This is a genomic window from Streptomyces sp. Act143 (assembly GCF_003143935.1).
GTDB lineage: Bacteria > Actinomycetota > Actinomycetes > Streptomycetales > Streptomycetaceae > Streptomyces.
Genome location: NZ_QFRX01000001.1, coordinates 9,225,773 through 9,249,278, shown reverse-complemented (window position 1 = coordinate 9,249,278; position 23,506 = coordinate 9,225,773). Strand labels below are relative to the sequence as shown.

The window sequence follows — 23,506 nt, the reverse complement described above, 5'->3', positions numbered from 1 at the left end:
GCTCAGGGTCTGAGGCTGCTGACGATGTCCGCGGTGGCCGTCAGGCCGCTGCTGATGGTGGGCGCGATGCTCGTGCCGGCCAGAAAGAAGCCGAGCAGCGCGCACACCAGGGCGTGGGAGACCTTCAGCCCGCCGTTGCGCAGGAAGATCACCGCCAGGATCAGGAGCAGCAGCACCACTGAGATGGAAATCGCCATCGCCAACCTCCTCCGCCACGCCGTCACGTCCGGTTCACGGCGTTCGGCCGCAAGTGTGGCGTAGCGGAGGGTTCGTCCGGGCGGCTGACCTGTCCGCCGAACGAGTGGTGTCCGGGCCCTAGGGGCGAGCGTCCAGGAAGGCTTCCAGACCCGCCAGGTCATCGGTGTTGAGGTAGTCGACCCCGGCGGCGAGGAGTTCGCCCCACAGTGCGTCGCGGGCGGGCCCGGCCACGTCGGGGGTGGCCCAGAAGCGCACCTGCTGTCCGCGCGCGTGGGCGGTGCTGACGATGCCGTGCAGCTTCTGCCGCTCGGTCTCGGGGAAGGCGCCGGCTCCCTGCCAGGTGAAGTTGAGCGTCCAGTTGTCGCTGATCAGCGAGATGAGGGAGGCGGGCGCGGAGGAACCGAGGTCGCTGAGGCGGCCGTCGTAGAAGGCGCGCCGTACGGTCTGCGTCTCCATGGGCGTACGGGCCGCTCGGTCACCGGAGATGACGGCGGTGACGGGCCCGGGGAACACCCGGCCGTGGGCGTACGTGGTGAACAGGTGCCTGTGGCGCCGGAGCCGGCGGTCCAGCTCCGCGTAGGTGGAGGCACCCTCGGTCTTGATGTCGATGAGCAGTTGCAGCGGCCTGCGCCACCCCCGGTACACCGAGCCGTGGTTGGTTTTCACGCGGGCGGCGAGCGGGTCCAGGTAGAGGGACTCCAGGGTGCGGGCCGGGTCCAGGTCGTCCACGGTGTGGCCGATGAGGAGCTGGTCGCCGACGAGGAAGATGTCGGCCTCGACGCTGCCGAAGCGGTGGTCGAGGGCGTCGAACAGCGGCCGGGGATGCTCGTAGTCGTTGTGGGCGTGGGCCCGCCACAACGGCCGCGGCCGGTGCTTCTGTTCGCCCGCGAGGGCCTGCGCGGCGGGCAGTGCGACCGCGCCCGCGAGGGCGGCGCCGATGGTGGTGAGGGCTCTGCGACGGGTGGTGAGGGCCATGCTCTGCCTCCCTTTGGGGCGGTACGAGACATGGGCGAGTATGCGGTCACAGCGCCCTCAAAAGGCATGCTCGTGACAGGAGTTGGCCGGACTGCCGCTGTGTGTTCACCGTCTCCGCGCGGGGCGCACGGAAAAGCCCGCCCCAGGTGGGGCGGGCTTTGTCCGGTGAACGTCAGGGGGCTTGCAGGTCCACGAGTTCGGCCAGCGCCGCGCGGTGGGCGCCCGCGGTGCCGTACGCGATCGAGTCGGCCTTGGCCCGCTTGAGGTACAGGTGGACCGGGTGCTCCCACGTCATGCCGATACCGGCGTGCAGTTGCAGCGCCTCCTCGGCGGCGTGCACGGCGACGGGTGCCGCGTAGGCCTGTGCGACGGCGACCGCCACCTCGGCGTCGGAGCCGGTGGCGAGCGCGTCGGCCGCGTTGCGGGCGGCGGCGCGGAGGTTGACGACCTCCAGCCACAGCTGGGCGAGCCGGTGCTTGAGTGCCTGGAAGCCGCCGACGGGACGGTTGAACTGTTTGCGGTCCTTCAGATAGCGCACCGTCTCCGTCAACACCCAGTCGGCCAGTCCGAGTTGCTCGGAGGCGAGCAGCCCGGCCCCGGCCTGCAGGGCACGGCGTACGGCCGGTTCGGCGTCGCCGAGGAGCCGCCCGGGGGCGCCGTTCAGGGTGACGGTCGCGAGGGGGCGGGTCAGGTCGAGGGAGACCTGCGGGGTGACGGTCGCGTCGGCGGCGTCCACCGCGTACAGCCCGCCGTCGTCCGCGGGAACGAGCAGCACGTCCGCCACGGCCGCGTCGGCGATGCCGGTCAACTCTCCGTGCAGGGCCCCGCTTTCATGGCGTACGACCTGGTACGCGCCGCCCGTGGCGATGTGCAGGCCGACCGCGAGGGCGCCGATCCGCCGGCCCCCCGCCAGCTCGGCGAGCAGGTGCTCGTCCCCGGTCGCCAGCAGGGCCTCGGTGGCGACGACGGCACTGGTGAGGTACGGCACCGGGGCGACCGCGCGCCCCAGCTCCTCCAGGACCACGGCGGCTTCGCGGTGCGTGGCGCCCTGGCCGCCCTGCGCCTCCGGCACCAGCAGGCCCGCGAGGCCCATGCCGTCGGTGAGCGCCTTCCAGGCGGCGAGGTCGTGCGGGGTGTCGGACTCGGTGCGGGCGATGACGCCGGGGGCGTCGCAGTGGTCGGCGAGCAGCTCCCGTACGGCGGAGCGGAGCGCCTCTTCCTCCTCGGAGTACAGCAGGTCGCTCATCGGGCCAGGTCCTTCCATGCGACGTCCTTGTCGGTGCGCGGCTCGGACGGCAGCCCGAGGACGCGCTCGGCGACGATGTTCAGCAGGACCTCGCTGGTCCCGCCCTCGATGCTGTTGCCCTTGGAGCGCAGGTAGCGGTAGCCGGCGTCGCGGCCGGTGAAGTCCACCAGCTCGGGTCGGCGCATGGTCCAGTCGTCGTACAACAGGCCCTCCTCGCCGCGGAGTTCGACCTCCAGGCCGCTGATCTCCTGGTTGAGGCGGGCGAAGGCGAGCTTCATGCCTGCGCCCTCGGGGCCGGGCTGGCCGGCGACGAGCTGCTGGCGCAGGCGTTCGCCGGTGAGGCGGGCGACCTCGGCTTCCACCCACAGCTTCAGCAGCCGCTGGTGCAGGTCGTGGGTGCGCAGCTCCGGGCGCTCGCGCCAGGTCTTCGAGACCGGGCCGATCATGCCGCCCTCGCGGGGCAGGCGCATGCCGCCGATGGCGACGCGTTCGTTGTTGAGGGTGGTCTGCGCGACCTTCCAGCCGTCGCCGATGTCCCCCAGGCGGCGGGCGTCGGGGATGCGGACGTCGGTGAGGAAGACCTCGTTGAACTCGGCCTCGCCGGTGATCTGGCGCAGCGGCCGGACGTCGACGCCGGGGTCGGTCATGTCGCACAGGAAGTAGGTGATGCCGGCGTGCTTGGGCACGTCCGGATCGGTGCGGGCGATGAGGATGGCCCAGCGGGCGTTGTGGGCGCTGGAGGTCCACACCTTCTGCCCGTTGACCACCCAGTCGCCGTCGCCCTCCCGGACGGCACGGGTGCCGAGCGCGGCCAGGTCGGAGCCGGCGCCGGGCTCGCTGAAGAGCTGGCACCAGACCTCCTCGCCGGTCCACAGGGGCCGCAGATAGCGCTGCTTCTGCTCCTCGGTGCCGTACTTGAGGATGGTCGGCGCGGCCATGCCGAGGCCGATGCCGTTGCGCCGGGGGGCGTTGTCGGGGGCGCCCGCGGCCTCCAGCTCGGCGTCCACGACGGGCTGGAGGGACCGTGCGGCACCGAGCCCGCCGAGGCCCTCCGGGTAGTGCACCCACGCCAGGCCGGCGTCGAAGCGGGCCCGCAGGAAGTCCAGGCGCTCGGTCGTGGCCGGCGGGTGGGCGGCCAGCAACTCCGCGGTGCGGCGCTTGAGTTCGGCTGCGTCGGTCATGCGGCGGCTCCCTTGCCGAGAGAGGGGACTACGGCGACCCGGCCGGTGGTGACGCCGTCGCCGACGCGCTGCACCGCGGCCGCGGCCTCCGCCAGCGGCACGCGCTCGCTCACCAGCGGCTTGATCGCGCCCCGGGCGGCGAGTTCGGTGAGCTGCTCGTGGCAGTGCTGGACCAGCTTCGGGTTCTTGGTGTTGTACAGGCCCCAGTGCAGGCCGAGGATCGAGTAGTTCTTCACCAGGGCGTGGTTGAGGCCCGGGCTGGGGATGGTCCCGCTCGCGAAACCGACGACCACGATCCGGCCCTCGAAGGCGACGACCTTCGTGGACTGCGTGTAGGCGTCGCCGCCGACCGGGTCGTAGATCACGTCGGCGCCCCGGCCGCCGGTGGCCTCCTTCACCGCGGCGACGACGTCCTCGGCACGCCGGTCGACGACGACGTCGCAGCCCAGCTCCCGGGCCACGGCGGCCTTGTCGGCGCCGCCGACGACCCCGATCACGGTCGCTCCGGCCGCCTTGCCGAGCTGCACGGCCGCGCTGCCGACACCACCCGCGGCAGCGTGCACGAGCAGCGTCTCACCGGCCTCGAGGTGCGCCCGCCGGTGCAGTCCGAACCAGCCCGTCTGGTAGCCGATGTGCAGCGCGGCGGCCTCGGCGTCGTCCAGCGAGTCGGGCGCGGGCAGCAGGGCGGCGGCGTCCGCGACGGCGTACTCGGCGAAACCGCCGTAGGGCAGCGCGGGGTTGGCGAGCACCCGGCGTCCGTCCTCGGTCTCGCCGCAGATCTCCACGCCCGGCGTGAACGGCAGCGGCGGCCTGACCTGGTAGTGGCCGCGGCACATCAGCACGTCCGGGAAGTTGATGTTGGCGGCACGCACCTTCAGCAGGACCTGGCCGTCGCCGGGCGTGGGCGTCGCGACGTCCGCGAGGCGCATCACCTCACCCGGCTCGCCGTTCTCGTGCACTTGCCATGCCTGCATGCGATGCCTCCACGCGACTGCGTCGTACGACCCGGACCAGCCGCATACTAAGCGGTCGCTTGCCGTTCAGGGAACAGTAGCGTCCGTCACGACCGCTTCGGCTTCGCCCGGACGTGCATCCGCTCGCCCTGCGGCCCGAACAGACTGAGGAACTCTGCGGGCCCCTCCCCCGTCGACCCGAACCAGTGCGGTACCCGCGTGTCGAACTCGGCCGCCTCCCCGGCGCTCATCACCACGTCGTGGTCGCCGAGCACCACCCGCAGCCGCCCCGCCAGCACGTACAACCACTCGTAGCCCTCGTGGGTACGCGGGTCGGGCTCCTCGGTCCGCTGCGGCACCAGCACCTTGTAGGCCTGGAGGCCGCCCGGCTGCCGGGTCAGCGGCCAGTACGTCCGCCCGTGCCGCACCAGCGGCGCGGCCCGCACCCGCGGGTCCCCCACCGGCGGCGTCCCGACCAGCTCGTCCAGGGGCACCTGGTGGGCCTGCGCGATCGGCAGCAGCAGCTCCAGACTGGGCTTGCGCAGCCCCGACTCCAGCCGGGACAGGGTGCTCACGGAGATGCCGGTCGCCTCCGACAGCGCGGCGAGCGTCACCTCGCGCTCCTTGCGGACACGGCGCAGCCGGGGGCCCACGTCCGCGAGAACACCTTCGACGTCTTCGGTAGTCATGTCCATATTGCAGAATCAGCAAAGATGTTTGTCAATCCCGCACCCGCGGAGCCACCGTGTCGGCATGACTGACACCCACGAAACGACAGACGCCCACGAAGTGATCGTGATCGGCGGCGGCGCGGCCGGACTGTCCGCGGCCCTCGTCCTGGGGCGGGCCCGCCGCCGCACCCTCGTCGTCGACGCCGGCGAGCACCGCAACGCGCCCTCCGCCCACCTGCAGGGTTATCTGTCCCGGGACGGCATGTCCCCGGCCGAGTTCCTGGCGACCGGCCGCGAGGAGATCGCCCGGTACGGCGTCGGACTGGTCCGGGACCGGGTGGTCGAGGTGTCCCGGGGCTTCGGCGTCACGCTGGAGAGCGGCCGGACCCTGCGGGCCCGCCGCCTGGTGATCGCCACCGGCCTCAAGGACGAGCTCCCCGAGGTCCCCGGCGTCGCCGAGCGTTTCGGCAGGGACGTGCTGCACTGCCCGTACTGCCACGGCTGGGAGGTCCGCGACCGGGCCTTCGGCGTCCTGGCCACGACCCCGCTGAGCGTGCACCAGGCGCTCATGGTCTCGCAGTGGTCGAAGGACGTGACGTTCTTCCTGCACACGGTCGCGGCGGAGGAGCTGTCGGACGAGGACCTGCGCAGGCTCGCGGCGGCGGGCGTCAAGGTGGTGCCGGGCGAGGTGGCGGGACTGCGCGTCGAGGACGACCGGCTGACAGGCGTGCGGCTGGCGGACGGCTCGGTGCACGCGCGCGAGGTGCTGTTCACCGCGCCCCGGGCCGTCCCGCAGAACGGCCTCCTCGTTCAGCTCGGCGCCGAGCTGAACGAGACCCCGTTCGGGGCGTACCCCGTGGTCGACGCGACCGGGCAGACGACGGTCCCCGGCGTGTGGGCCGTGGGCAACGCGATGGGCTTCGCCGAGCAGGTGATCAACGCGGCGGCGGGCGGCTACCGGGCCGGGGCCACGATCAACGGGGAGCTGCTCATGACCGACCTCGACGCGGCCGTCCAGGTGTAGACCCGCCGTCTCCGGTGCACCATGGGCTGCATGCTTCTTGCCCGGCTGGCCCAGGTGTCCCAGGAGGTCGCCGCGACCTCGGCGCGCTCGAAGAAGACGGCGCTGCTCGCCGAGCTGTTCCGGGAGGCCGAGCCGGCCGACGTGCCGGTCGTCATCCCCTACCTCGCGGGACGGCTGCCGCAGGGGCGGCTCGGGGTGGGCTGGAAGGTGCTGAGCCGTCCGGTCGCCCCGGCCGCCGAGCCGCACCTCACCGTGCGCGAGGTCGACGCGCTCCTGAGCGAGCTCGGCAAGGTGTCGGGCGCCGGGTCACAGGCCGAACGGGTCAGGCTGGTCGGCGAGTTGATGGGTGCGGCCACCGAGACCGAACAGCGCTTCCTGCTGGGGCTGCTCAGCGGCGAGGTGCGCCAGGGCGCCCTGGACGCCGTCGCCGTCGAGGGTCTCGCCCAGGCGACCCAGGCCCCGCCCGCGGACGTCCGCCGGGCGGTGATGCTCGCCGGCTCCCTCCAGACGGTCGCCGAGGCGCTGCTCGCGGACGGCCCCGAGGCCCTCGACCGCTTCCGCCTCACCGTCGGCCGTCCGGTCCTGCCCATGCTGGCGCACAGCGCCTCCTCGGTGGCCGAGGCGGTCGAGAAGCTCGGCGCGTGCGCGGTCGAGGAGAAGCTCGACGGCATCCGCGTCCAGGTGCACCGGGACGGCGACACCGTTCGCGTCTACACCCGCACCCTCGACGACATCACCGACCGCCTGCCCGAACTGACCACTGCCGCACGGGCGTTGCAGGGCAAGCGCTTCATCCTCGACGGCGAGGTCATCTCCTTCGACGCGACCGGGCGCCCCCGCTCCTTCCAGGAGACGGCGGGGCGGGTCGGCTCCCGCGTGGACGTGGCCACGGCCGCCGAGCAGGTCCCCGTCTCCCCCGTGTTCTTCGACGCCCTGTCCGTCGACGACCGCGACCTGCTGGACCTGCCCTTCGCCGAACGGCACGCGGAACTGGCCCGGCTCGTCCCCGAGCCGATGCGGGTCCGCCGGGCCCTGGCGTCCGGGCCGGAGGACGCCGGCGCGGCCGAGGCGTTCCTCGCCCGGACGCTGGAGCGCGGCCACGAGGGGGTGGTGGTGAAGTCCCTCGACGCCGCGTACAGCGCGGGCCGCCGCGGCGCGTCCTGGCTGAAGGTCAAGCCGGTGCACACGCTCGACCTGGTCGTCCTGGCCGCCGAGTGGGGTCACGGCCGCCGCACCGGCAAGCTCTCCAACCTCCATCTCGGAGCCCGGCAGGCGGACGGCTCGTACGCCATGCTCGGCAAGACCTTCAAGGGCATGACCGACGCGCTGCTGACCTGGCAGACGGAGAGACTCCAGGAACTCGCCACCGGCTCCGACGGCTCCGTGGTGACCGTACGCCCCGAACTCGTCGTCGAGATCGCCTACGACGGCCTTCAGCGCTCCACCCGCTATCCGGCCGGCGTCACCCTCCGCTTCGCCCGCGTGGTCCGCTACCGCGAGGACAAGCGGCCGGAGGAGGCGGACACGGTGGAGACGCTGCTGGCCGCGCATCCCGAGGTGAAGCCGTGAGGACGAGCGCGGGTCTGCTGCTGTTCCGGCACACCGACGACGGCATCGAGGTGCTGCTCGGCCACATGGGCGGCCCGTTCTTCGCCCGCCGCGACGCCGGGGCCTGGACCGTCCCCAAGGGCGAGTACGTGCCCGCCGAGGAGCCGGCCTGGGAGGCCGCCCGGCGGGAGTTCCAGGAGGAGCTCGGGCTGCCGCCGCCGGACGGGGACGCCGTACCGCTCGGCGAGGTCAGGCAGTCCAACGGCAAGCTCGTCACCGTCTGGGCGATCGAGGCCGATCTCGACCCCGCCACCGTCGTTCCCGGCACCTTCCGGATGGAGTGGCCGCCGAAGTCGGGGCAGCAGCAGGACTTCCCCGAGCTGGACCGGGTGGAGTGGTTCGGCCTGGACCGGGCGCGGACCGTGATCGTCAAGGCGCAGGCCACGTTTCTCGACCGCCTGGCGGAGCACTCGCCCTGACACGTTGCGGCGGGGCCCGCCGCGCGGGAAGGTCGGAACACAGGTCCGCTCCCCCAGGAGGTCGGTCATGCCCATCGCGACGGTGAACCCGGCGAACGGCGAGACGCTCAAGACGTACGAGGCCATGGGCGCCGAGGAGATCGAGCGCCGGCTCCAGCTCGCGGAGGCCACCTTCCGCACCTATCGGACGACGACGTTCGCCGAACGCGCGAAACTCCTGCACCGGGCGGCCGGTCTGCTCGACGAGATCCAGCAGGACATCGGCCGGGTCATGACCACCGAGATGGGCAAGCCGATCAAGCAGGCCCGCGCCGAGGCCGCCAAGTGCGCCAAGGCGATGCGCTGGTACGCCGAGAACGCCGAGGCGCTGCTGGCCGACGAGGAGCCCGCCGACGCCGACGTGAAGGAGTCCGGCGCCTCCCGCGTCCGGGTGCGCTACCGCCCGCTGGGCCCGGTGCTCGCGGTGATGCCGTGGAACTTCCCCCTGTGGCAGGTCATCCGGTTCGCCGCACCTGCCCTGATGGCGGGCAACGTCGCCCTGCTCAAGCACGCCTCGAACGTCCCCCAGACCGCCCTCTTCCTGGAGGACCTGTTCCACCAGGCGGGCTACTCGGAGGGCGTCTTCCAGACCCTCCTCATCGGCTCCGGGGCGGTCGAGGAGATCCTGCGGGACGAGCGCGTCAAGGCGGCCACCCTCACCGGCAGTGAGCCCGCCGGCCGCTCGGTCGCCGCCACCTGCGGCGACATGGTGAAGAAGACGGTCCTCGAACTCGGCGGCAGCGACCCGTACGTCGTCATGCCGTCCGCGGACATCGACCGCGCGGCCGAGATCGCCGTGACGGCGCGCGTCCAGAACAACGGCCAGTCCTGCATCGCCGCCAAACGGTTCATCGTGCACGCCGACGTGTACGACGCCTTCGCCGAGAAGTTCGTGCGGGGCATGCAGACCCTGAAGGTCGGCGATCCGATGGACGAGGACACGGACGTCGGCCCGCTGTCGAGCGAGCAGGGACGCGCGGACCTGGAGGAGCTCGTCGACGACGCCACCCGCAGCGGTGCCCGCGTGCTCTGCGGCGGCGAACGGCCCGACGGCGACGGCTGGTACTACCGGCCGACCGTCCTCACCGACATCACCCGCGAGATGCGCATCCACCGCGAGGAGGCCTTCGGCCCGGTGGCCACGCTGTACCGGGTGGACGACCTGGACGAGGCGGTGCTGCTCGCCAACGACTCGCCGTTCGGCCTGAGTTCGAACGTGTGGACCCGGGACGACGCCGAGGTCGACCGTTTCGTACGGGATCTGGAAGCCGGTGCGGTGTACGTCAACGGGATGACCGCGTCCCATCCGGCGTTCCCGTTCGGCGGGGTGAAGCGGTCCGGGTACGGGCGTGAGCTGTCCGGGCACGGAATCCGCGAGTTCTGCAACATCACGACGGTTTGGCACGGAGCGTGACGCTTGCGCGGCTAACATCCCCGATGTGAACCGTGAAGTGACTCTGCCGCTGATCGTCGACGACCGGGGCACCTTGCAGGTGGCTGCGGCCGATGTGAGCAAGCTGTTGCGTACGGTCGGGGGGCGGTGGCTGCATCTTGTCGAGGCCGGGGAGGAGGGCCTCGACGAGGACACGGTGGCCGCGTTGACCATTGAGCTGGCCAAGCTGGCGGATCGTATCGATGTGGCCTGCATCGCGCACAGTAGCGGGAGCGCGTCGTAACGGTCGTTGTTCCGGTATCTGTTTGGAACTCCGCCCGTCCCTGGAACGGAGTAACACCGCGCGAAGTCGTCTGCCCCTCGGGTGATCGTGGACTGGACCACCCTCTGAGGCGAAAGCAGGCACGGTTCATGGCGACTTTGTGCAGACCCTCGGTGTCCGTTCCAGAGCATGTGATCACGATGGAGGAGACGCTGGAGCTGGCGCGCTCCCGTCACGCGGACCATCCCCAACTGCCGCTGGCGCTCCGGCTGATCGAGAACACCGGGGTACGCACCCGGCACATCGTGCAACCCATCGAGGAGACCCTCAAGCACCCGGGCTTCGAGGAGCGCAACAAGGTCTACGTGGCCGAGGCGAAGGCCAGGGTGCCGGCCGTGGTGCAGCGGGCGCTGGACGACGCCGAGGTCCTGGCCGCCGACATCGATGTCATCATCTACGTCTCGTGCACGGGCTTCATGATGCCGTCACTGACGGCCTGGCTGATCAACGAGATGGACTTCGCGAGCACCACCCGGCAGATACCCATAGCCCAGCTGGGCTGTGCGGCCGGCGGCGCGGCGATCAACCGGGCGCACGACTTCTGCACGGCCTACCCCGAGGCCAACGCGCTCATCGTGGCCTGCGAGTTCTGCTCGCTCTGCTACCAGCCCACCGACCTCGGCATCGGCAACCTGCTGTCCAACGGCCTGTTCGGTGACGGCATCGCGGCCGCCGTGGTGCGCGGCAGGGGCGGCGAGGGCATCGTGCTGGAACGCAACGGCTCGTTCCTGATCCCCAAGACCGAAGAGTGGATCATGTACGACGTCCGGGCCACCGGCTTCCACTTCCAGCTGGACAAGCGGGTGCCGGCCACCATGGAGCCGCTCGCCCCGGCGCTCCAGGACCTCGCGGGGCTGCACGGCTGGGACGCCGCCGACCTGGACTTCTACATAGTTCACGCGGGCGGGCCCCGCATCCTCGACGACCTGAGCAAGTTCCTCCAGGTCGATCCGCACGCCTTCCGGTTCAGCCGGGCCACGCTCACCGAGTACGGGAACATCGCCAGCGCCGTCGTCCTGGACGCGCTGCGGCGGCTGTTCGACGCGGGCGGGGCGCAGGACCGGGCGCGTGGGCTGCTCGCCGGGTTCGGGCCCGGCATCACCGCGGAAATGGCCCTGGGGCGCTGGCAGCGCAGGGACGGGACGGACTGAGATGACCGAAGAGACGATCACCGAGATCCTGCCGCCGGTGCGGCACTGGCCGGCCCTCGACCTGAACGGGACCGACTTCGACCCGGTGCTCACCGAGCTGATGCGCGAGGGTCCGGTCACCCGTATCCAGCTGCCCAACGGCGAGGGCTGGGCCTGGCTGGTCACCCGGTACGACGACGTCCGGACGGTGACCAATGACCCCCGGTTCAGCCGGGAGGCCGTCATGGACCAGCCGGTCACCCGGCTCGCCCCGCACTTCATCCCCGAACGGGGGGCCGTCGGCTTCCTGGACCCGCCGGACCACACCCGGCTGCGCCGTACGGTGGCCGCCGCGCTGACCTCGAAGGGCGTGGAGCGGGTACGGGAGAAGTCCCGCCGGCTGCTGGACGAACTGGTCGACGAGCTGGTGCAGCACGGGCCGCCCGCCGATCTCACGGCGACCGTCCTGAGCCCGTTCCCCATCGCGGTGATCTGCGAGCTGATGGGTGTCCCGGCGGCCGACCGGCACGTCATGCACACCTGGACCCAGCTGATCCTGTCCTCCGCGCACGGCAAGCAGGTCAGCGAGAAGGCCAAGAAGGAGATGGGCGCCTACTTCGGCGATCTCATCGGGCTGCGGGAGGGCAGCACGGGCGAGGACGTCGCCTCGCTGCTCGGCGCCGCGGTGGGGCGGGGCGAGGTGACGCTGGACGAGGCCGTGGGGCTCGCGGTGCTGCTCCAGATCGGCGGCGAGGCGGTGACCAACAACAGCGGCCAGATGTTCTACCTGCTGCTGACCCGCCCCGACCTCGCGGACCGCCTGCGCACGGAACCGTCGATCCGCCCGCGCGCCATCGACGAGCTGCTGCGCTACATCCCGCACCGCAACGCGGTCGGCCTGTCGCGGATCGCGCGGGAGGACGTGGGCATCAGGGGCGTACGCATCCGGGCCGGCGACCCGATCTATGTCTCGTACCTGGCAGCGAACCGCGATCCGGACGTCTTCCCGTTCCCGGAGACGATCGACTTCGACCGGAGCCCCAACCCGCATGTGTCCTTCGGCTTCGGCCCGCACTACTGCCCGGGCGGCATGCTGGCCCGGCTGGAGTCCGAGCTGCTGGTGGACGCGCTGCTGGACCGGTTCCCGGGACTGAAGCTGGCGGTCCCGCCGGACCAGGTGCCCTTCAGGAAGGGCGCGTTGATCCGCGGCCCCGAGGCCCTCCCGGTGACGTGGTGACGGCCGCCGAGGGGCTCCTCGTACCGCCGGGGCACGGCCGGGTCGTCGAGACCCCCGCCCAGCACGTGACCTTCAAGGTGACCGGGTCGCACTCCCGCGCGGCCTCCACCTTCGAGGTCGTCGTGCCGCCCGGCTTCGACGTGGGCGCGCATGTGCACACCCGCAGCGAGGAACTGTTCTACGTGCTCGAAGGCGAGCTGGACGTGCTCGCCTTCGAGCCCAGGGTGCGCACGCCCGACAACTGGCAGCGCTGGGAGTCGAGTTCGGGCAGCCGGGTGGTACGGGCGACGCCGGGCACGGTGATCGTCGTACCCCCGGGCTGTCCGCACGCGTTCGCGAACCCGACGGACGCGCCCGCGAAGATGTTCTTCCAGGCGTCCCCGCCGCCGGACCACGAGCGGTACTTCGAGGAACTGCTCGAGATCCTGGGCGGCGGAGGCCCGCCGGATCACACGGCGATCGAGGAACTCCGCGCGCGGTACGACATCGAACAGCTGACGCCGCTCAGACACCGGTAGCGGGTCAGCGGATCGGCATCCCGGAGAGGGTGCGGGCGATGACCAGGCGCTGGATCTCGCTCGTGCCCTCGAAGATGGTGTAGATGGCCGCGTCCCGGTGCATGCGCTCGACCGGGTACTCGCGGGTGTAGCCGTTGCCGCCGAGGATCTGGACCGCCTGGGCGGTGACCTTCTTCGCGGTCTCGCTGGCGAACAGCTTCGACATCGAGCCCTCGGCAGCGGTGAACGGCTTGCCGTTGATCGCCATCCAGGAGGCGCGCCAGACCAGCAGGCGGGCGGCGTCGATGGACGTGCGCATGTCGGCGAGCTGGAAGGCGACGCCCTGGTTGTCGATGATCGGGCGGCCGAACTGCTCGCGGGTCTTGGCGTAGTCGAGGGCCACCTCGTAGGCGGCGCGGGCGGTGCCGACCGCCATCGCGCCGACGGCCGGGCGGGACGCCTCGAACGTGGCCATCGCGGCGTTCTTCACGCGCTCGCCGCCCTGCTTGGCGCGCTCACGGGCGCGGGCCAGGCGTTCGTCCAGCTTCTCCTTGCCGCCGAGGAGGCAGGAGCCGGGTATCCGGACGTTCTCCAGGACGACCTCGGCGGTGTGCGAGGCGCGGATGCCGTGTTTCTTGAACTTCTGGCCCTGGGACAGGCCCGGCGTGTTCGGCGGGATGATGAAGGACGCGTGGCCCTTGGAGCCGAGGTCGGCGTCGACGACCGCGACGACGACGTGGACGTTGGCGATGCCGCCGTTGGTCGCCCAGGTCTTCGTGCCGTTGAGCACCCACTCGTCCTTGGCCTCGTCGTAGACGGCACGCGTCCGCATCGAGGCCACGTCCGAACCGGCGTCGGGCTCGGAGGAGCAGAACGCGGCGACCTTGACGTCGTTGGCGTCGCCGTACATCTGCGGGATCCAGGTGCCGATCTGCTCCTCGGTGCCGTTGGCGAGGACGCCGACGGCGGCGAGACCGGTGCCGACGATGGAGAGCGCGATGCCCGCGTCGCCCCAGAAGAGCTCCTCCATGGCCATCGGAATGCCGAGCCCGGTGGGGTCGAAGTACTGCTGGGCGTAGAAGTCGAGCGAGTAGATGCCGACCTTGGCGGCCTCCTGGATGACCGGCCAGGGAGTCTCCTCACGCTCGTCCCATTCGGCGGCCGCGGGGCGGATGACGTCGGCGGCGAAGCCGTGCAGCCAGTCCCGGACCTCCTTCTGTTCGTCGTTGAGCTCCATGGTGAACTCGGCCATGTCCCCTCCAGCGGCGGCGCAACTTGCATGTTACTAGCGGTAACCCGAGTCTGTTACCGACCGGTAGGAAAAGTCAACTCCTGATGACCCCTCGGCAGCCCGTTCGATGCATGCGGCATGGTGAGTGTTAGTTTGCGCAGGCGTCACCGAACCAGCACGGGTGGGGAGAGCTCATGGACACCACGCAGCGGACCGATCAGCAGCGGTCCGCCGACCGCCGTCGGCGCGAGCTGCTGGAGGCCGCGGACCGAGTGGTCCTGCGTGACGGACCGCAGGCCTCCATGAACGCGATCGCCGCGGAAGCGGGCATCACCAAGCCGATCCTCTACCGTCACTTCGGTGACAAGGGGGGACTCTACGCGGCGTTGGCCAAGCGGCATACAGATGCGCTGCTGGATTCTCTGCGGGCCGCGCTGGACGCTCCCGCCGACCGGCGCGAGCGGGTCGAGGCCACTTTGGACACCTATCTCGCGGCGATCGAGGCGCGCCCTCAGGTGTACCGGTTCCTGATGCATCCCGCGGAGGGGAGCCAGGTCGGGGACCAGGGATTCGACGTCGGCAAGCACTCCGCGCCGTTGCTGCGGCGGATGGGCGAGGAGTTGGCGCAGGTCATCGAGGACCGGCTGGATCTCGGGCCCGGGAGCCAGCAGCTGGCCCGGGTGTGGGGGCACGGGATCGTCGGGATGATGCATGCGGCCGGTGACTGGTGGCTGGGGGAACGGCCGTGTTCTCGGGCCGAGTTGGTGCGGAGTCTGGCTGATCTGTTGTGGGGGCGGTTGGCTGCCGCCGGGGACAAGGTCGGAGGTCCGGGGTTCTGAGGGTTGTGTTTCGGCTGAGGGCTGGTGGGGGCCGGTCGCGCAGTTCCCCGCACCCCTGGGTGCCTCAGCTGTCCCGGCCCCAGGAAGTCCGCGTCACTTGTCGCATCAGTCTGCGGTGGCGCCAGCCCGTCAGGCGGTCCGCATACACCCTTCCCTCCAAGTGGTCGCACTCGTGCTGCAAGCACCTCGCGAACCACCCCGTGCCGTGCACCGTCACCGGCTCCCCCGTCATCGTGAACCCCTCCACCACCGCATGGTCGTAGCGCTCCGTCCCCGCCTCCAGACCCGGCAGGGACAGGCAGCCCTCCGGACCGCGCAGCACCACGCCGTCGGCCTCCACCAACCGCGGGTTCACCACATGACCGAGGTGCCGCACGTCCTCGTCGTCCGGGCAGTCGTACACGAACACCCGCAGCGACTCCCCCACCTGGTTCGCTGCGAGGCCCACGCCCTGGGCCGCGTACATCGTCGCGAACAAGTCCTCCACCAGTGCCGCCAGTTCCGGGCCGAAGTCCTTGACGTCCTCGCACGGGGTGTGCAGGACGGGGTCACCGAGCAGCGTGAGGGGCCGGACGCGCCCGCGGGTGCCCGGAATGGAGGCGTTTCGCATGGCCGCAAGGGTACGGCGATTCGGGACTGCGAATGGATCTCGATAGGCTGACCACCACCACGTTGCCGTCAGGCGCGGCGCGTACGCAAGGAGGATCGAGAACTGATGGCAGGCAACTCGGACCCGCTCACGCCGCGGGCCAAGATCGCCGTGACCGCCGGTAAGGCGGTCGCAGCGGCATCGCGCGCCGCGGGGCGCGGCAGCGGTTCGGTGATCGGCGGCCGGGTGGCGCTCAAGCTCGACCCCGACCTCCTCGCCCGGCTCGCCCAGAACCTGGATGTGGTCCTGGTCTCGGCGACCAACGGCAAGACCACCACGACGCGTCTCATCGCCGAGGCGCTGCGAGCCGCCGGGCCCGTGGTGTCCAACGCGCTCGGCGCCAACATGCCCGCCGGCATCACCTCGGCGCTCGCCGGCAGCTCGGAAGCGCGCTACGGCGTGATCGAGGTCGACGAGAAGTACCTCGCCGGCGTCGCCCGGGACACCGACCCGAAGTGCATCGCGCTGCTCAACCTCTCCCGCGACCAGCTCGACCGGGCCGCCGAGACGCGCATGCTCGCCGAGAACTGGCGTGAGGGACTGGCCGGCTGCAAGGCCGTCATCGTCGCCAACGCCGACGACCCGCTGGTCGTGTGGGCCGCCTCCTCCTCCCCCAACGTCGTCTGGGTCGCCGCCGGGCAGATGTGGAAGGACGACGCATGGTCCTGCCCGTCCTGCGGCGGTGTGATGCAGCGGCCGGGCGACGACTGGTTCTGCGGGGAGTGCGGGTTCCGGCGGCCGACGCCGAGCTGGGCGCTGTCCGGGGACCATGTGCTGGACCCGCACGGTTCCGCCTGGCCCATCCATCTCCAGCTGCCCGGACGCGCCAACAAGGCCAACGCCGCGTCCTCGGCCGCCGTCGCCGCCGTGTTCGGCGTACCGCCGCAGGTCGCGCTGGAGCGCATGTACCAGGTGCAGGCCGTGGCCGGACGCTACGACGTCGTGCAGTTCCAGCAGCGCGACCTGCGCCTGCTGCTCGCGAAGAACCCCGCGGGCTGGCTCGAAACGTTCAGCCTGATCGATCCGCCGCCCACCCCGGTGATCCTCTCGGTGAACGCGCGCGGCGCCGACGGCACCGACACCTCCTGGCTGTGGGACGTCGACTACACGCGGCTGACCGGCCACCCGATCTGCGTCATCGGCGACCGCAAGCTCGACCTCGCGGTGCGCCTGGAGGTCGCCAACCAGCACTTCCAGGTGTGCGAGAACCTCGACCAGGCCGTGCAGCTGTGCCCGCCCGGCCGCATCGAGGTCATCGCCAACTACACCGCCTTCCAGGACCTGCGCCGCCGCGTCGGCAACTGACACCTCAGGGGACTTTTGTGAGCGACAACCAGCTGCGGATCGTCTGGATCTATCCCGACCTGCTCAGCACCTACGGCGACCAGGGCAACGCCCTGGTCGTGGAGCGCCGGGCGCGGCAGCGGGGCCTCGACGTGGCCCGGCTCGATGTGCGCAGCGACCAGCCGATCCCGACCTCCGGGGACATCTACCTCATCGGCGGCGGTGAGGACCGTCCGCAGCGGCTCGCGGCCGAGCGGCTGCGCCGGGACGGCGGTCTGCACCGGGCGGTGGAGAACGGCGCGATCGTGTTCTCGGTGTGCGCCGGGTACCAGATCCTCGGCCACGAGTTCATCAACGACCTCGGCCAGCGGGAGCCGGGCCTCGGGCTCCTCGACGTGGTCTCGGTCCGCGGTGAGGGCGCGCGGTGCGTCGGTGACGTCCTCGCCGACATCGACCCGCGCCTCGGGCTGCCCCCGCTGACCGGCTTCGAGAACCACCAGGGCGTCACCCACCTCGGCCCGACGGCCCGCCCGTTCGCCAACGTCAAACTCGGCAACGGCAACGGCACGGGGGACGGCACGGAGGGCGCGTACAACGACACGGTCTTCGGCACCTACATGCACGGTCCGGTGCTGGCGCGGAACCCGCTCATCGCCGACCTGCTGCTGAAGCTGGCGCTCGACGTGAACGCGCTGCCGCCGACCGACGACCGCTGGTACGAGGCGCTGCGCAACGAGCGCATCGCGGCGGCGCAGCAGCCTGCCTGAGCTGGCCGTTCACTCGCGCTCCAGGCAGGTTTTACCAGCCCGTCTGACGATGGGTCCGCACACCTGAGCGGGGCCGTCCAGCAGGCGGACGCACGGTTCGGTCCCGCCCCCTCCTGCCGCTAGGGTGGCGGGGATCGAGCCGGACAGCGTGGTCCGGTCCCCGGCCCACGTTGAGAAGGTTGTTTCGGGCTATGCGCATTGGTGTCCTCACGTCCGGCGGCGACTGCCCCGGCCTGAACGCCGTCATCCGGTCCGTCGTGCACCGTGCCGTCGCCGACCACGGCGACGAGGTCATCGGCTTCCGGGACGGCTGGAAGGGCCTCCTGGAGTGCGACTACCTCAAGCTCGACCTGGACGCGGTGGGCGGCATCCTCGCCCGCGGCGGCACCATCCTCGGCTCCTCCCGGGTTCAGCCCTCGCATCTGCGGGACGGTGTGGAGCGGGCCAAGGGCCATGTCGCCGAGCTCGGTCTCGACGCGATCATCCCGATCGGCGGCGAGGGCACGCTGAAGGCGGCCCGGCTGATGTCCGACGCCGGTCTGCCGGTCGTGGGCGTGCCGAAGACCATCGACAACGACATCGCGGTCACCGACGTGACCTTCGGCTTCGACACGGCCGTGGGGGTCGCGACGGAGGCGCTGGACCGGCTCAAGACCACCGCCGAGTCGCACCAGCGGGTGCTGGTCGTCGAGGTCATGGGGCGGCACACCGGCTGGATCGCGCTGCACTCCGGCATGGCGGCCGGCGCCCACGCCATCGTCGTACCGGAACGCCCCTTCGACATCGAGGAGTTGGCCAAGCGGGTCGGCGAGCGGTTCGAGGCGGGCAAGCGGTTCGCGATCGTCGTCGCGGCGGAGGGCGCGAAGCCGGCGCCGGGTTCCATGGCGTTCGACGAGGGCGGCAAGGACATCTACGGGCACGAGCGCTTCGCCGGGATCGCGCGGCAGCTCTCCATCGAGCTGGAGCAGCGGCTGGGGAAGGAGGCGCGGCCGGTGATCCTCGGGCATGTGCAGCGGGGCGGTACGCCGACCGCGTACGACCGGGTGCTGGCGACGCGTTTCGGCTGGCACGCGGTGGAGGCCGTGCACCGGGGCGAGTTCGGTCACATGACCGCGCTGCGGGGCACCGACATCGTGATGGTGCCGCTGGCGGAGGCCGTGGAGACGCTGAAGACGGTTCCCGCGGAGCGCTACGAGGAAGCCGAGTGCGTGCTGTAGGACGACACCGGAACTGAGGAATCTGCCCCCGGCCGCAGCTGCGGCCGGGGGCAGTTCTAGTCTGTGTGCGGACAGACTTGCACAACCCCCACGAATCAGGAGCCGCCGTAATGGATCACAGCGGGCACGGCATGACCATGGATCTGCCGCCGTTCACGCTGGGGCGGGGTCTTCAGTGGTCGGCCGACCCGTTCTTCCTCGTCGCCTGCCTGCTGGGGCTCGGGCTGTACGCGTACGGGGTCGTGCGGCTGCGTCGGCGCGGGGACGCCTGGCCGGTGGGGCGGATCGTCTCGTACGTCGTCGGTGTGCTGACCGTGATGCTGATGATGTGCACCAAGCTCAACGACTACGGCATGGTCATGTTCAGCGTGCACATGGTGCAGCACATGGTCATCAGCATGCTGTCGCCGATCCTGATCCTGCTCGGCGCACCGGTGACGCTCGCGCTGCGGGCGCTGCCCGCCGCCGGGAAGGGGCGCAAGGGGCCGCGCGAGCTGCTGCTGGCGCTGCTGCACAGCCGGTACATGCGGATCATCACGCATCCGGCGTTCACCATCCCGCTGTTCATCGCGAGCCTCTACGCGCTCTACTTCACCCCGATCTTCGACTTCCTCATGGGATCCAGGACCGGGCACATCGCGATGATGGTGCACTTCCTCGCGGTCGGCGTCGTCTTCTTCTGGCCGATCATCGGCGTCGACCCGGGACCGCACCGGCCCGGTTATCTGATGCGGATGCTGGAGCTGTTCGCGGGCATGCCCTTCCACGCCTTCTTCGGCATCGCGTTGATGATGGCATCGACCCCGATGGTGGAGACGTTCAAGAACCCGCCCGCCTCGCTCGGTATCGACGCGCTCTCCGACCAGAACGCCGCGGGCGGTATCGCCTGGGCGTTCAGCGAGATCCCGTCCGTACTGGTGCTGCTGGCGCTGCTGTTCCAGTGGTACGGCTCCGAACAGCGGCAGGCGCGACGCAAGGACCGGGCCGCCGACCGGGACGGGGACAAGGAACTCGAGGCGTACAACGCCTATTTGGCCTCACTGAACGCACGCGGGAACTGACACCCCTTTCCCCTCATTCCACCCTTTCCCCTCAATCCCGCGGGAATGCTTTTCCATTCAGTAGCATGAAACGCGCTGACGGAACCGCCGGGGGGAGCGGTGATGACAATTCACGTGTTTCTGCACAGGGCCGGGAAATCGGCGATCCGCCGGATCGCGGTGCTGCTGGTCTTCGTCCTGGCGCTCAGCGGGTGCGATCGCGGCACTCCATTGCAGGTGGTGAAGGCGGTCGCCGCCGGGGTGCCCTCGCTCGCGCCCTTCTTCGACGAGGGCAGTGGCCTCGGCAAGGATCAGCCGGTGGCGTCGCGGCCCGTCCGGGGGAGCCTCCAGCAGGGCGACACCCCCGGTCTGTACGGGGGTTCGAAGCAACCGACCGTCTGTGATGTCGACAAGCTGGAGAAATTCCTCACCGATCCCGCGAACGACCAGAAGGCACAGGCATGGGCGCGCGCACTGGGAATCACCACCGGCGAGATTCCGCAATACCTGGACCGGCTCACACCTGTTCTGCTGCGTCACGACACGCTCGTGAAGAACCACGACTACAAAAAGGGAAAGGCCGTTCCCTACGACTCACTGCTCCAGGCCGGAATCGCGATTCTCGTCGATCAGCAGGGGCAGCCGGCCGTGAAGTGCAGCTGTGGAAATCCGCTGCGTCCCTTCACAGGTGACACGAACCGTATCTCGGTCAAGTTCGGGAACGGGAACAAGGAGTGGAAGGGCTACGACCGTTCCTCGGTCGTGGCCGTGCGGCCCGCGGCCCGTCCGCTGCAGCGGATCGCCCTCGTCGACGTGGACGACCCCGACCGGGGGATCAACCGGCCGGTCGGAACCACGGGGGCGAAGGACGACACCTTCGACACCCGCAGGACGGAGGCCGTGCCCGGCCTGACCGGCCGGACCTTCGGTGAGGCCCGGCAGGCGCTCGCCGACAAGGGGCTCGCGACGGGGTACGACACCGCGTCGGCACCGGCGGACAGCGCGCGGGTGACGGCGACCGATCCGCCGGCCGGGACCGAGCTGCGGTTCGGGCAGTACGTGACGGTGAGCGTGGCCGAGGACTCGGCGTCCGGCGGCACGGTCACCACTCCCCCGCCGACGCAGCCGTCGACACCGGGGCCGGACGGCAGCACGTCGCGACCGCCCTCCTCGCCGCCGCCGTCCTCGTCGAGCGGCGGGCCGGGTTCGCCGTCCACCAGCCCCTGGACACCGGTGCCACCGTCGACGCCGCCACCGGCCTCACCCTCGGTATCGGTCCCGCCGTCGAGCTCGTCCCCCGCCGTGACGAACTCGCCTCCGCAGACGACGACCAGCGCACCGCCGCCACCCCCGCCGGTGACCAGCAGCCCGCCCCCGCCCGTCACGACCGGCGCACCGCCGCCGGTGACCACCACCGCACCCCCGGAGACCACCGGCGCGCCGCCGCCCTCCAGTGAGTCCGCGCCGGAGGAGCCCACCGCAAGCGTCGCCACGTAACGCCCCGCAGAACCCGGGAGTCACCGGATGCCTTCAGGACCATCGACATCGGGAGTGGGCCGGGTCATCGCCGGCCGCTATCTGCTGCTGAACCAGCTGGGCAGCGGCGGCATGGGCCATGTGTGGCTCGCCCACGACCAGAGACTCGCCTGCGAGGTGGCGCTCAAGGAGATCGTCTTCCGTGACGCGGCGGAGGCCGGTCACGAGCGGGAGGCCCGGGTCGCCCGTGCCCGCGCGGAGGCCCGGCACGCGGCCGGGCTGCGCGGTCATCCGCACGTGGTGACCGTGCACGACGTGCTGGAGCACGACGGGCTGCCGTGGATCGTCATGGAGTACGTGCCGGGCGCGGTGGACCTGCGGGAACTGGTCGCCCGGCGCGGCCCGCTGGCGCCCGCGGACACCGCCCGGATCGGGCTCGCGGTCCTCGACGCGCTGACCGCCGGGCACGAGCGGGGTGTCATGCACCGGGACGTGAAGCCCGCGAACATCCTGCTCGCGCCGGACCGCACGGGGGCGCCGTACGGCCGTGTCCTGCTCACCGACTACGGCATCTCGGTGCAGCCGGACGCCGGGGAGACGCGGTACACGCTGACGTCCGTGCTGGTCGGGACCGCCGGTTATCTGGCGCCGGAGCGGGCCACGGGCGGGCCGCCCACTGCGGCCGCCGACCTGTTCTCGCTGGGGTGCACGCTCTACCACGCCGTGGAGGGCTGCGGTCCCTTCGAGCGCGAGTCGCACTTCGCGGAGATCAGCGCGGTGGTCACGGAGGAGCCGCGGCCACCGGTGCGGGCGGGCGCCCTGGCCCCCGTACTGGAGGCGATGCTGGTCAAGGACCCGGGGTTGCGGATCTCCGCCGCGCAGGCGGAGACGGCGCTGGCGCAGCTCGTCACGCCGCAGGCCGACCCGTTCGCCCGGACCCAGACCGCCCTGAACTCGCAGCCGCCGTGGGCGCAGCCGGCGCCGCCCCCGCCGGGTCCCATGGCTCCCCCGCCGCCGCCCGTACCGCAGGGCCTCGGACCTCTGGTCACCGGCGGCGGGGGGAGCCGGCGCCGTACCCGGCCGCGGGCCCTGCACTCGGCGCTCGCGGGCCTGCTGGGGCTGGTGCTCGCCGGGGGCGGTGTCTGGTACGCGGTGGCGCAGCAGCCGCCCGGCAAAGGGGGTGGCGGCAGCGCGAACACCGCGCCGTACGGGACGGACGTCGGGCTGGGCAAGGCCCTCCGGGACGGCGACTGCGTGACCGTCGACTGGCCGGGCACGACGCCTTTCCAGGGCACTCCCCGGGTGAGCCTGGACGCGACGTGCAGCCGGCCGCCGGACGGACAGGTCATGGCGCTCGTCGCCGCCGCGTCCGCGGCCGAGGCGCGGGCGCAGGGGCCGGCGCGGTGCGAGGAGCAGACCCAGGAGATCCGCGGGAAACTGGCCGATGTGCGCAGTTTCGCCCTGGTACCGACCGCGGACGGCTTCACGGCCGCCGGGAAGCGCACGGCCTGTCTGGTGCTGGGCGCGCACGGCCCGGTGTACGGGCCGCTCGGCGAGCACCGCAAGCCGGGGACGAAGTTCCTCGACGTCACCTCCATGCAGAAGCGGGACTGTCTGGAGGTCCGGTCCAACCGGGACGCGCGGCTGGTCTCCTGCGCGGGGCCGCACGACGAGCAGGTCCTCGGGTTCACCCGGCTGGGCGAGGACGTCACCCTGGACGAGGCGCGCGCCGAGGCGGCGGATCTGGCGTGCGGCCGGGAGGTGGCACCGGGCGACTACGGCTTCGATCCATCCGTGTACCGGGCGGGGTCCTGGACGAGCGAGGGGCCCTGGAAGGCGGGCACTCATTTCGTCGTCTGCACCGTCAGGAAGCAGAACGGGGGCACCATGGAGGGGGACGGATCCTGAGGAATCCCGAGGAGGGTGTCGCGATGCCCGGTTCCACGGACGGCTCGGCCAGAACGATGGGGGTGCTCACCGTCGGCGGACTCGTCGTGGTGACCGCCTACACGGTGGCGCTCGGCAGCAACGGCTGGCTGTGGTTCGGCTGGGTCGTGCTGGGCCTGATCACCCTCGGGCTGATCGTCACCCGCGGTACCTGAGCCGCGGC

At 71.3% G+C, this 23,506-nt stretch carries 24 protein-coding genes; 16 read left to right on the top strand and 8 right to left on the bottom strand.

Going from position 1 to position 23,506, the window contains the following annotated elements; genetic code table 11:
* Positions 1-2: 2 nt before the first annotated feature.
* The 6 genes from DI272_RS42325 to DI272_RS42300 all read right to left on the bottom strand — a co-directional run bounded on the left by DI272_RS42325 (position 3) and on the right by DI272_RS42300 (position 5,242).
* On the bottom strand, positions 3-197 hold the full coding sequence (locus DI272_RS42325; RefSeq protein ID WP_059198368.1) for a hypothetical protein: 195 nt from the start codon (positions 195-197) through the stop codon (positions 3-5).
* A 118-nt stretch (positions 198-315) separates the two neighbouring features.
* Positions 316-1,173: a phosphatidylinositol-specific phospholipase C/glycerophosphodiester phosphodiesterase family protein gene (locus DI272_RS42320; protein ID WP_109500449.1), complete on the bottom strand. Its 858-nt coding sequence runs from the start codon at positions 1,171-1,173 to the stop codon at positions 316-318.
* Positions 1,174-1,345: 172 nt separating this feature from the next.
* Positions 1,346-2,419 (bottom strand): acyl-CoA dehydrogenase family protein, encoded by a 1,074-nt coding sequence (locus tag DI272_RS42315; RefSeq protein WP_109500448.1) that lies wholly within the window; start codon positions 2,417-2,419, stop codon positions 1,346-1,348.
* Positions 2,416-3,600, bottom strand: coding sequence for an acyl-CoA dehydrogenase family protein (locus DI272_RS42310; RefSeq protein ID WP_109500447.1), 1,185 nt, complete (start codon positions 3,598-3,600; stop codon positions 2,416-2,418). Before DI272_RS42310 ends, DI272_RS42315 begins: the two co-directional genes overlap by 4 nt.
* A complete protein-coding gene (locus DI272_RS42305) occupies positions 3,597-4,574 on the bottom strand; it encodes an NADPH:quinone oxidoreductase family protein (protein WP_109500446.1) in 978 nt (325 codons plus the stop codon). Before DI272_RS42305 ends, DI272_RS42310 begins: the two co-directional genes overlap by 4 nt.
* 86 nt (positions 4,575-4,660) lie before the next feature.
* Positions 4,661-5,242 (bottom strand): helix-turn-helix domain-containing protein, encoded by a 582-nt coding sequence (locus DI272_RS42300; protein ID WP_109501322.1) that lies wholly within the window; start codon positions 5,240-5,242, stop codon positions 4,661-4,663.
* Positions 5,243-5,306: 64 nt separating this feature from the next.
* On the opposite strand from DI272_RS42300, the gene DI272_RS42295 reads away from it, so the two are divergent.
* From DI272_RS42295 to DI272_RS42260, 8 genes are all read left to right on the top strand, one after another.
* Positions 5,307-6,248 (top strand): NAD(P)/FAD-dependent oxidoreductase, encoded by a 942-nt coding sequence (locus DI272_RS42295; protein ID WP_109500445.1) that lies wholly within the window; start codon positions 5,307-5,309, stop codon positions 6,246-6,248.
* Between the two features lie 30 nt (positions 6,249-6,278).
* On the top strand, positions 6,279-7,817 hold the full coding sequence (locus DI272_RS42290) for an ATP-dependent DNA ligase (RefSeq protein ID WP_109501321.1): 1,539 nt from the start codon (positions 6,279-6,281) through the stop codon (positions 7,815-7,817).
* A complete protein-coding gene (locus tag DI272_RS42285; protein WP_109500444.1) occupies positions 7,814-8,275 on the top strand; it encodes an NUDIX domain-containing protein in 462 nt (153 codons plus the stop codon). Before DI272_RS42290 ends, DI272_RS42285 begins: the two co-directional genes overlap by 4 nt.
* Positions 8,276-8,342: 67 nt before the next feature.
* A complete protein-coding gene (locus DI272_RS42280; protein ID WP_109500443.1) occupies positions 8,343-9,728 on the top strand; it encodes an NADP-dependent succinic semialdehyde dehydrogenase in 1,386 nt (461 codons plus the stop codon).
* A 25-nt stretch (positions 9,729-9,753) separates the two neighbouring features.
* Positions 9,754-9,990 (top strand): DUF6213 family protein, encoded by a 237-nt coding sequence (locus tag DI272_RS42275; RefSeq protein WP_109500442.1) that lies wholly within the window; start codon positions 9,754-9,756, stop codon positions 9,988-9,990.
* A gap of 104 nt (positions 9,991-10,094) precedes the next feature.
* Positions 10,095-11,180: a type III polyketide synthase gene (locus tag DI272_RS42270; RefSeq protein ID WP_258314934.1), complete on the top strand. Its 1,086-nt coding sequence runs from the start codon at positions 10,095-10,097 to the stop codon at positions 11,178-11,180.
* Between the two features lies 1 nt (position 11,181).
* Positions 11,182-12,396, top strand: coding sequence for a cytochrome P450 (locus DI272_RS42265; protein ID WP_109500440.1), 1,215 nt, complete (start codon positions 11,182-11,184; stop codon positions 12,394-12,396).
* Entirely contained in the window at positions 12,393-12,914 is a 522-nt protein-coding gene (locus DI272_RS42260) for a cupin domain-containing protein (RefSeq protein ID WP_109501320.1), read from the top strand. Before DI272_RS42265 ends, DI272_RS42260 begins: the two co-directional genes overlap by 4 nt.
* 4 nt (positions 12,915-12,918) lie before the next feature.
* Here DI272_RS42260 and DI272_RS42255 read toward each other — a convergent pair whose 3' ends face one another.
* Complete coding sequence (locus tag DI272_RS42255) at positions 12,919-14,145, bottom strand: acyl-CoA dehydrogenase family protein (RefSeq protein WP_109500439.1); 1,227 nt, start codon at positions 14,143-14,145, stop codon at positions 12,919-12,921.
* A 173-nt stretch (positions 14,146-14,318) separates the two neighbouring features.
* Here DI272_RS42255 and DI272_RS42250 point away from each other — a divergent pair, with 173 nt between their 5' ends.
* On the top strand, positions 14,319-14,963 hold the full coding sequence (locus DI272_RS42250; protein ID WP_109500438.1) for a TetR family transcriptional regulator: 645 nt from the start codon (positions 14,319-14,321) through the stop codon (positions 14,961-14,963).
* A gap of 64 nt (positions 14,964-15,027) precedes the next feature.
* On the opposite strand, the gene def is transcribed toward DI272_RS42250, so the two are convergent.
* Positions 15,028-15,573 (bottom strand): peptide deformylase, encoded by a 546-nt coding sequence (def, locus tag DI272_RS42245; RefSeq protein WP_109500437.1) that lies wholly within the window; start codon positions 15,571-15,573, stop codon positions 15,028-15,030.
* Between the two features lie 105 nt (positions 15,574-15,678).
* Here def and DI272_RS42240 point away from each other — a divergent pair, with 105 nt between their 5' ends.
* The 7 genes from DI272_RS42240 to DI272_RS42210 all read left to right on the top strand — a co-directional run bounded on the left by DI272_RS42240 (position 15,679) and on the right by DI272_RS42210 (position 23,498).
* Positions 15,679-16,917, top strand: coding sequence for a MurT ligase domain-containing protein (locus DI272_RS42240; RefSeq protein ID WP_109500436.1), 1,239 nt, complete (start codon positions 15,679-15,681; stop codon positions 16,915-16,917).
* Between the two features lie 17 nt (positions 16,918-16,934).
* Positions 16,935-17,663, top strand: coding sequence for a type 1 glutamine amidotransferase (locus DI272_RS42235; RefSeq protein ID WP_109500435.1), 729 nt, complete (start codon positions 16,935-16,937; stop codon positions 17,661-17,663).
* A gap of 191 nt (positions 17,664-17,854) precedes the next feature.
* Positions 17,855-18,880, top strand: a complete 1,026-nt coding sequence (locus DI272_RS42230; protein ID WP_109500434.1) for a 6-phosphofructokinase — start codon at positions 17,855-17,857, stop codon at positions 18,878-18,880.
* A gap of 110 nt (positions 18,881-18,990) precedes the next feature.
* A complete protein-coding gene (locus DI272_RS42225; RefSeq protein ID WP_109500433.1) occupies positions 18,991-19,941 on the top strand; it encodes a cytochrome c oxidase assembly protein in 951 nt (316 codons plus the stop codon).
* A 102-nt stretch (positions 19,942-20,043) separates the two neighbouring features.
* Positions 20,044-21,417: a PASTA domain-containing protein gene (locus DI272_RS42220; protein ID WP_109500432.1), complete on the top strand. Its 1,374-nt coding sequence runs from the start codon at positions 20,044-20,046 to the stop codon at positions 21,415-21,417.
* Between the two features lie 27 nt (positions 21,418-21,444).
* Positions 21,445-23,304 (top strand): serine/threonine-protein kinase, encoded by a 1,860-nt coding sequence (locus DI272_RS42215; protein WP_109500431.1) that lies wholly within the window; start codon positions 21,445-21,447, stop codon positions 23,302-23,304.
* A 23-nt stretch (positions 23,305-23,327) separates the two neighbouring features.
* Entirely contained in the window at positions 23,328-23,498 is a 171-nt protein-coding gene (locus tag DI272_RS42210; protein ID WP_109500430.1) for a hypothetical protein, read from the top strand.
* Positions 23,499-23,506 lie beyond the last annotated feature (8 nt).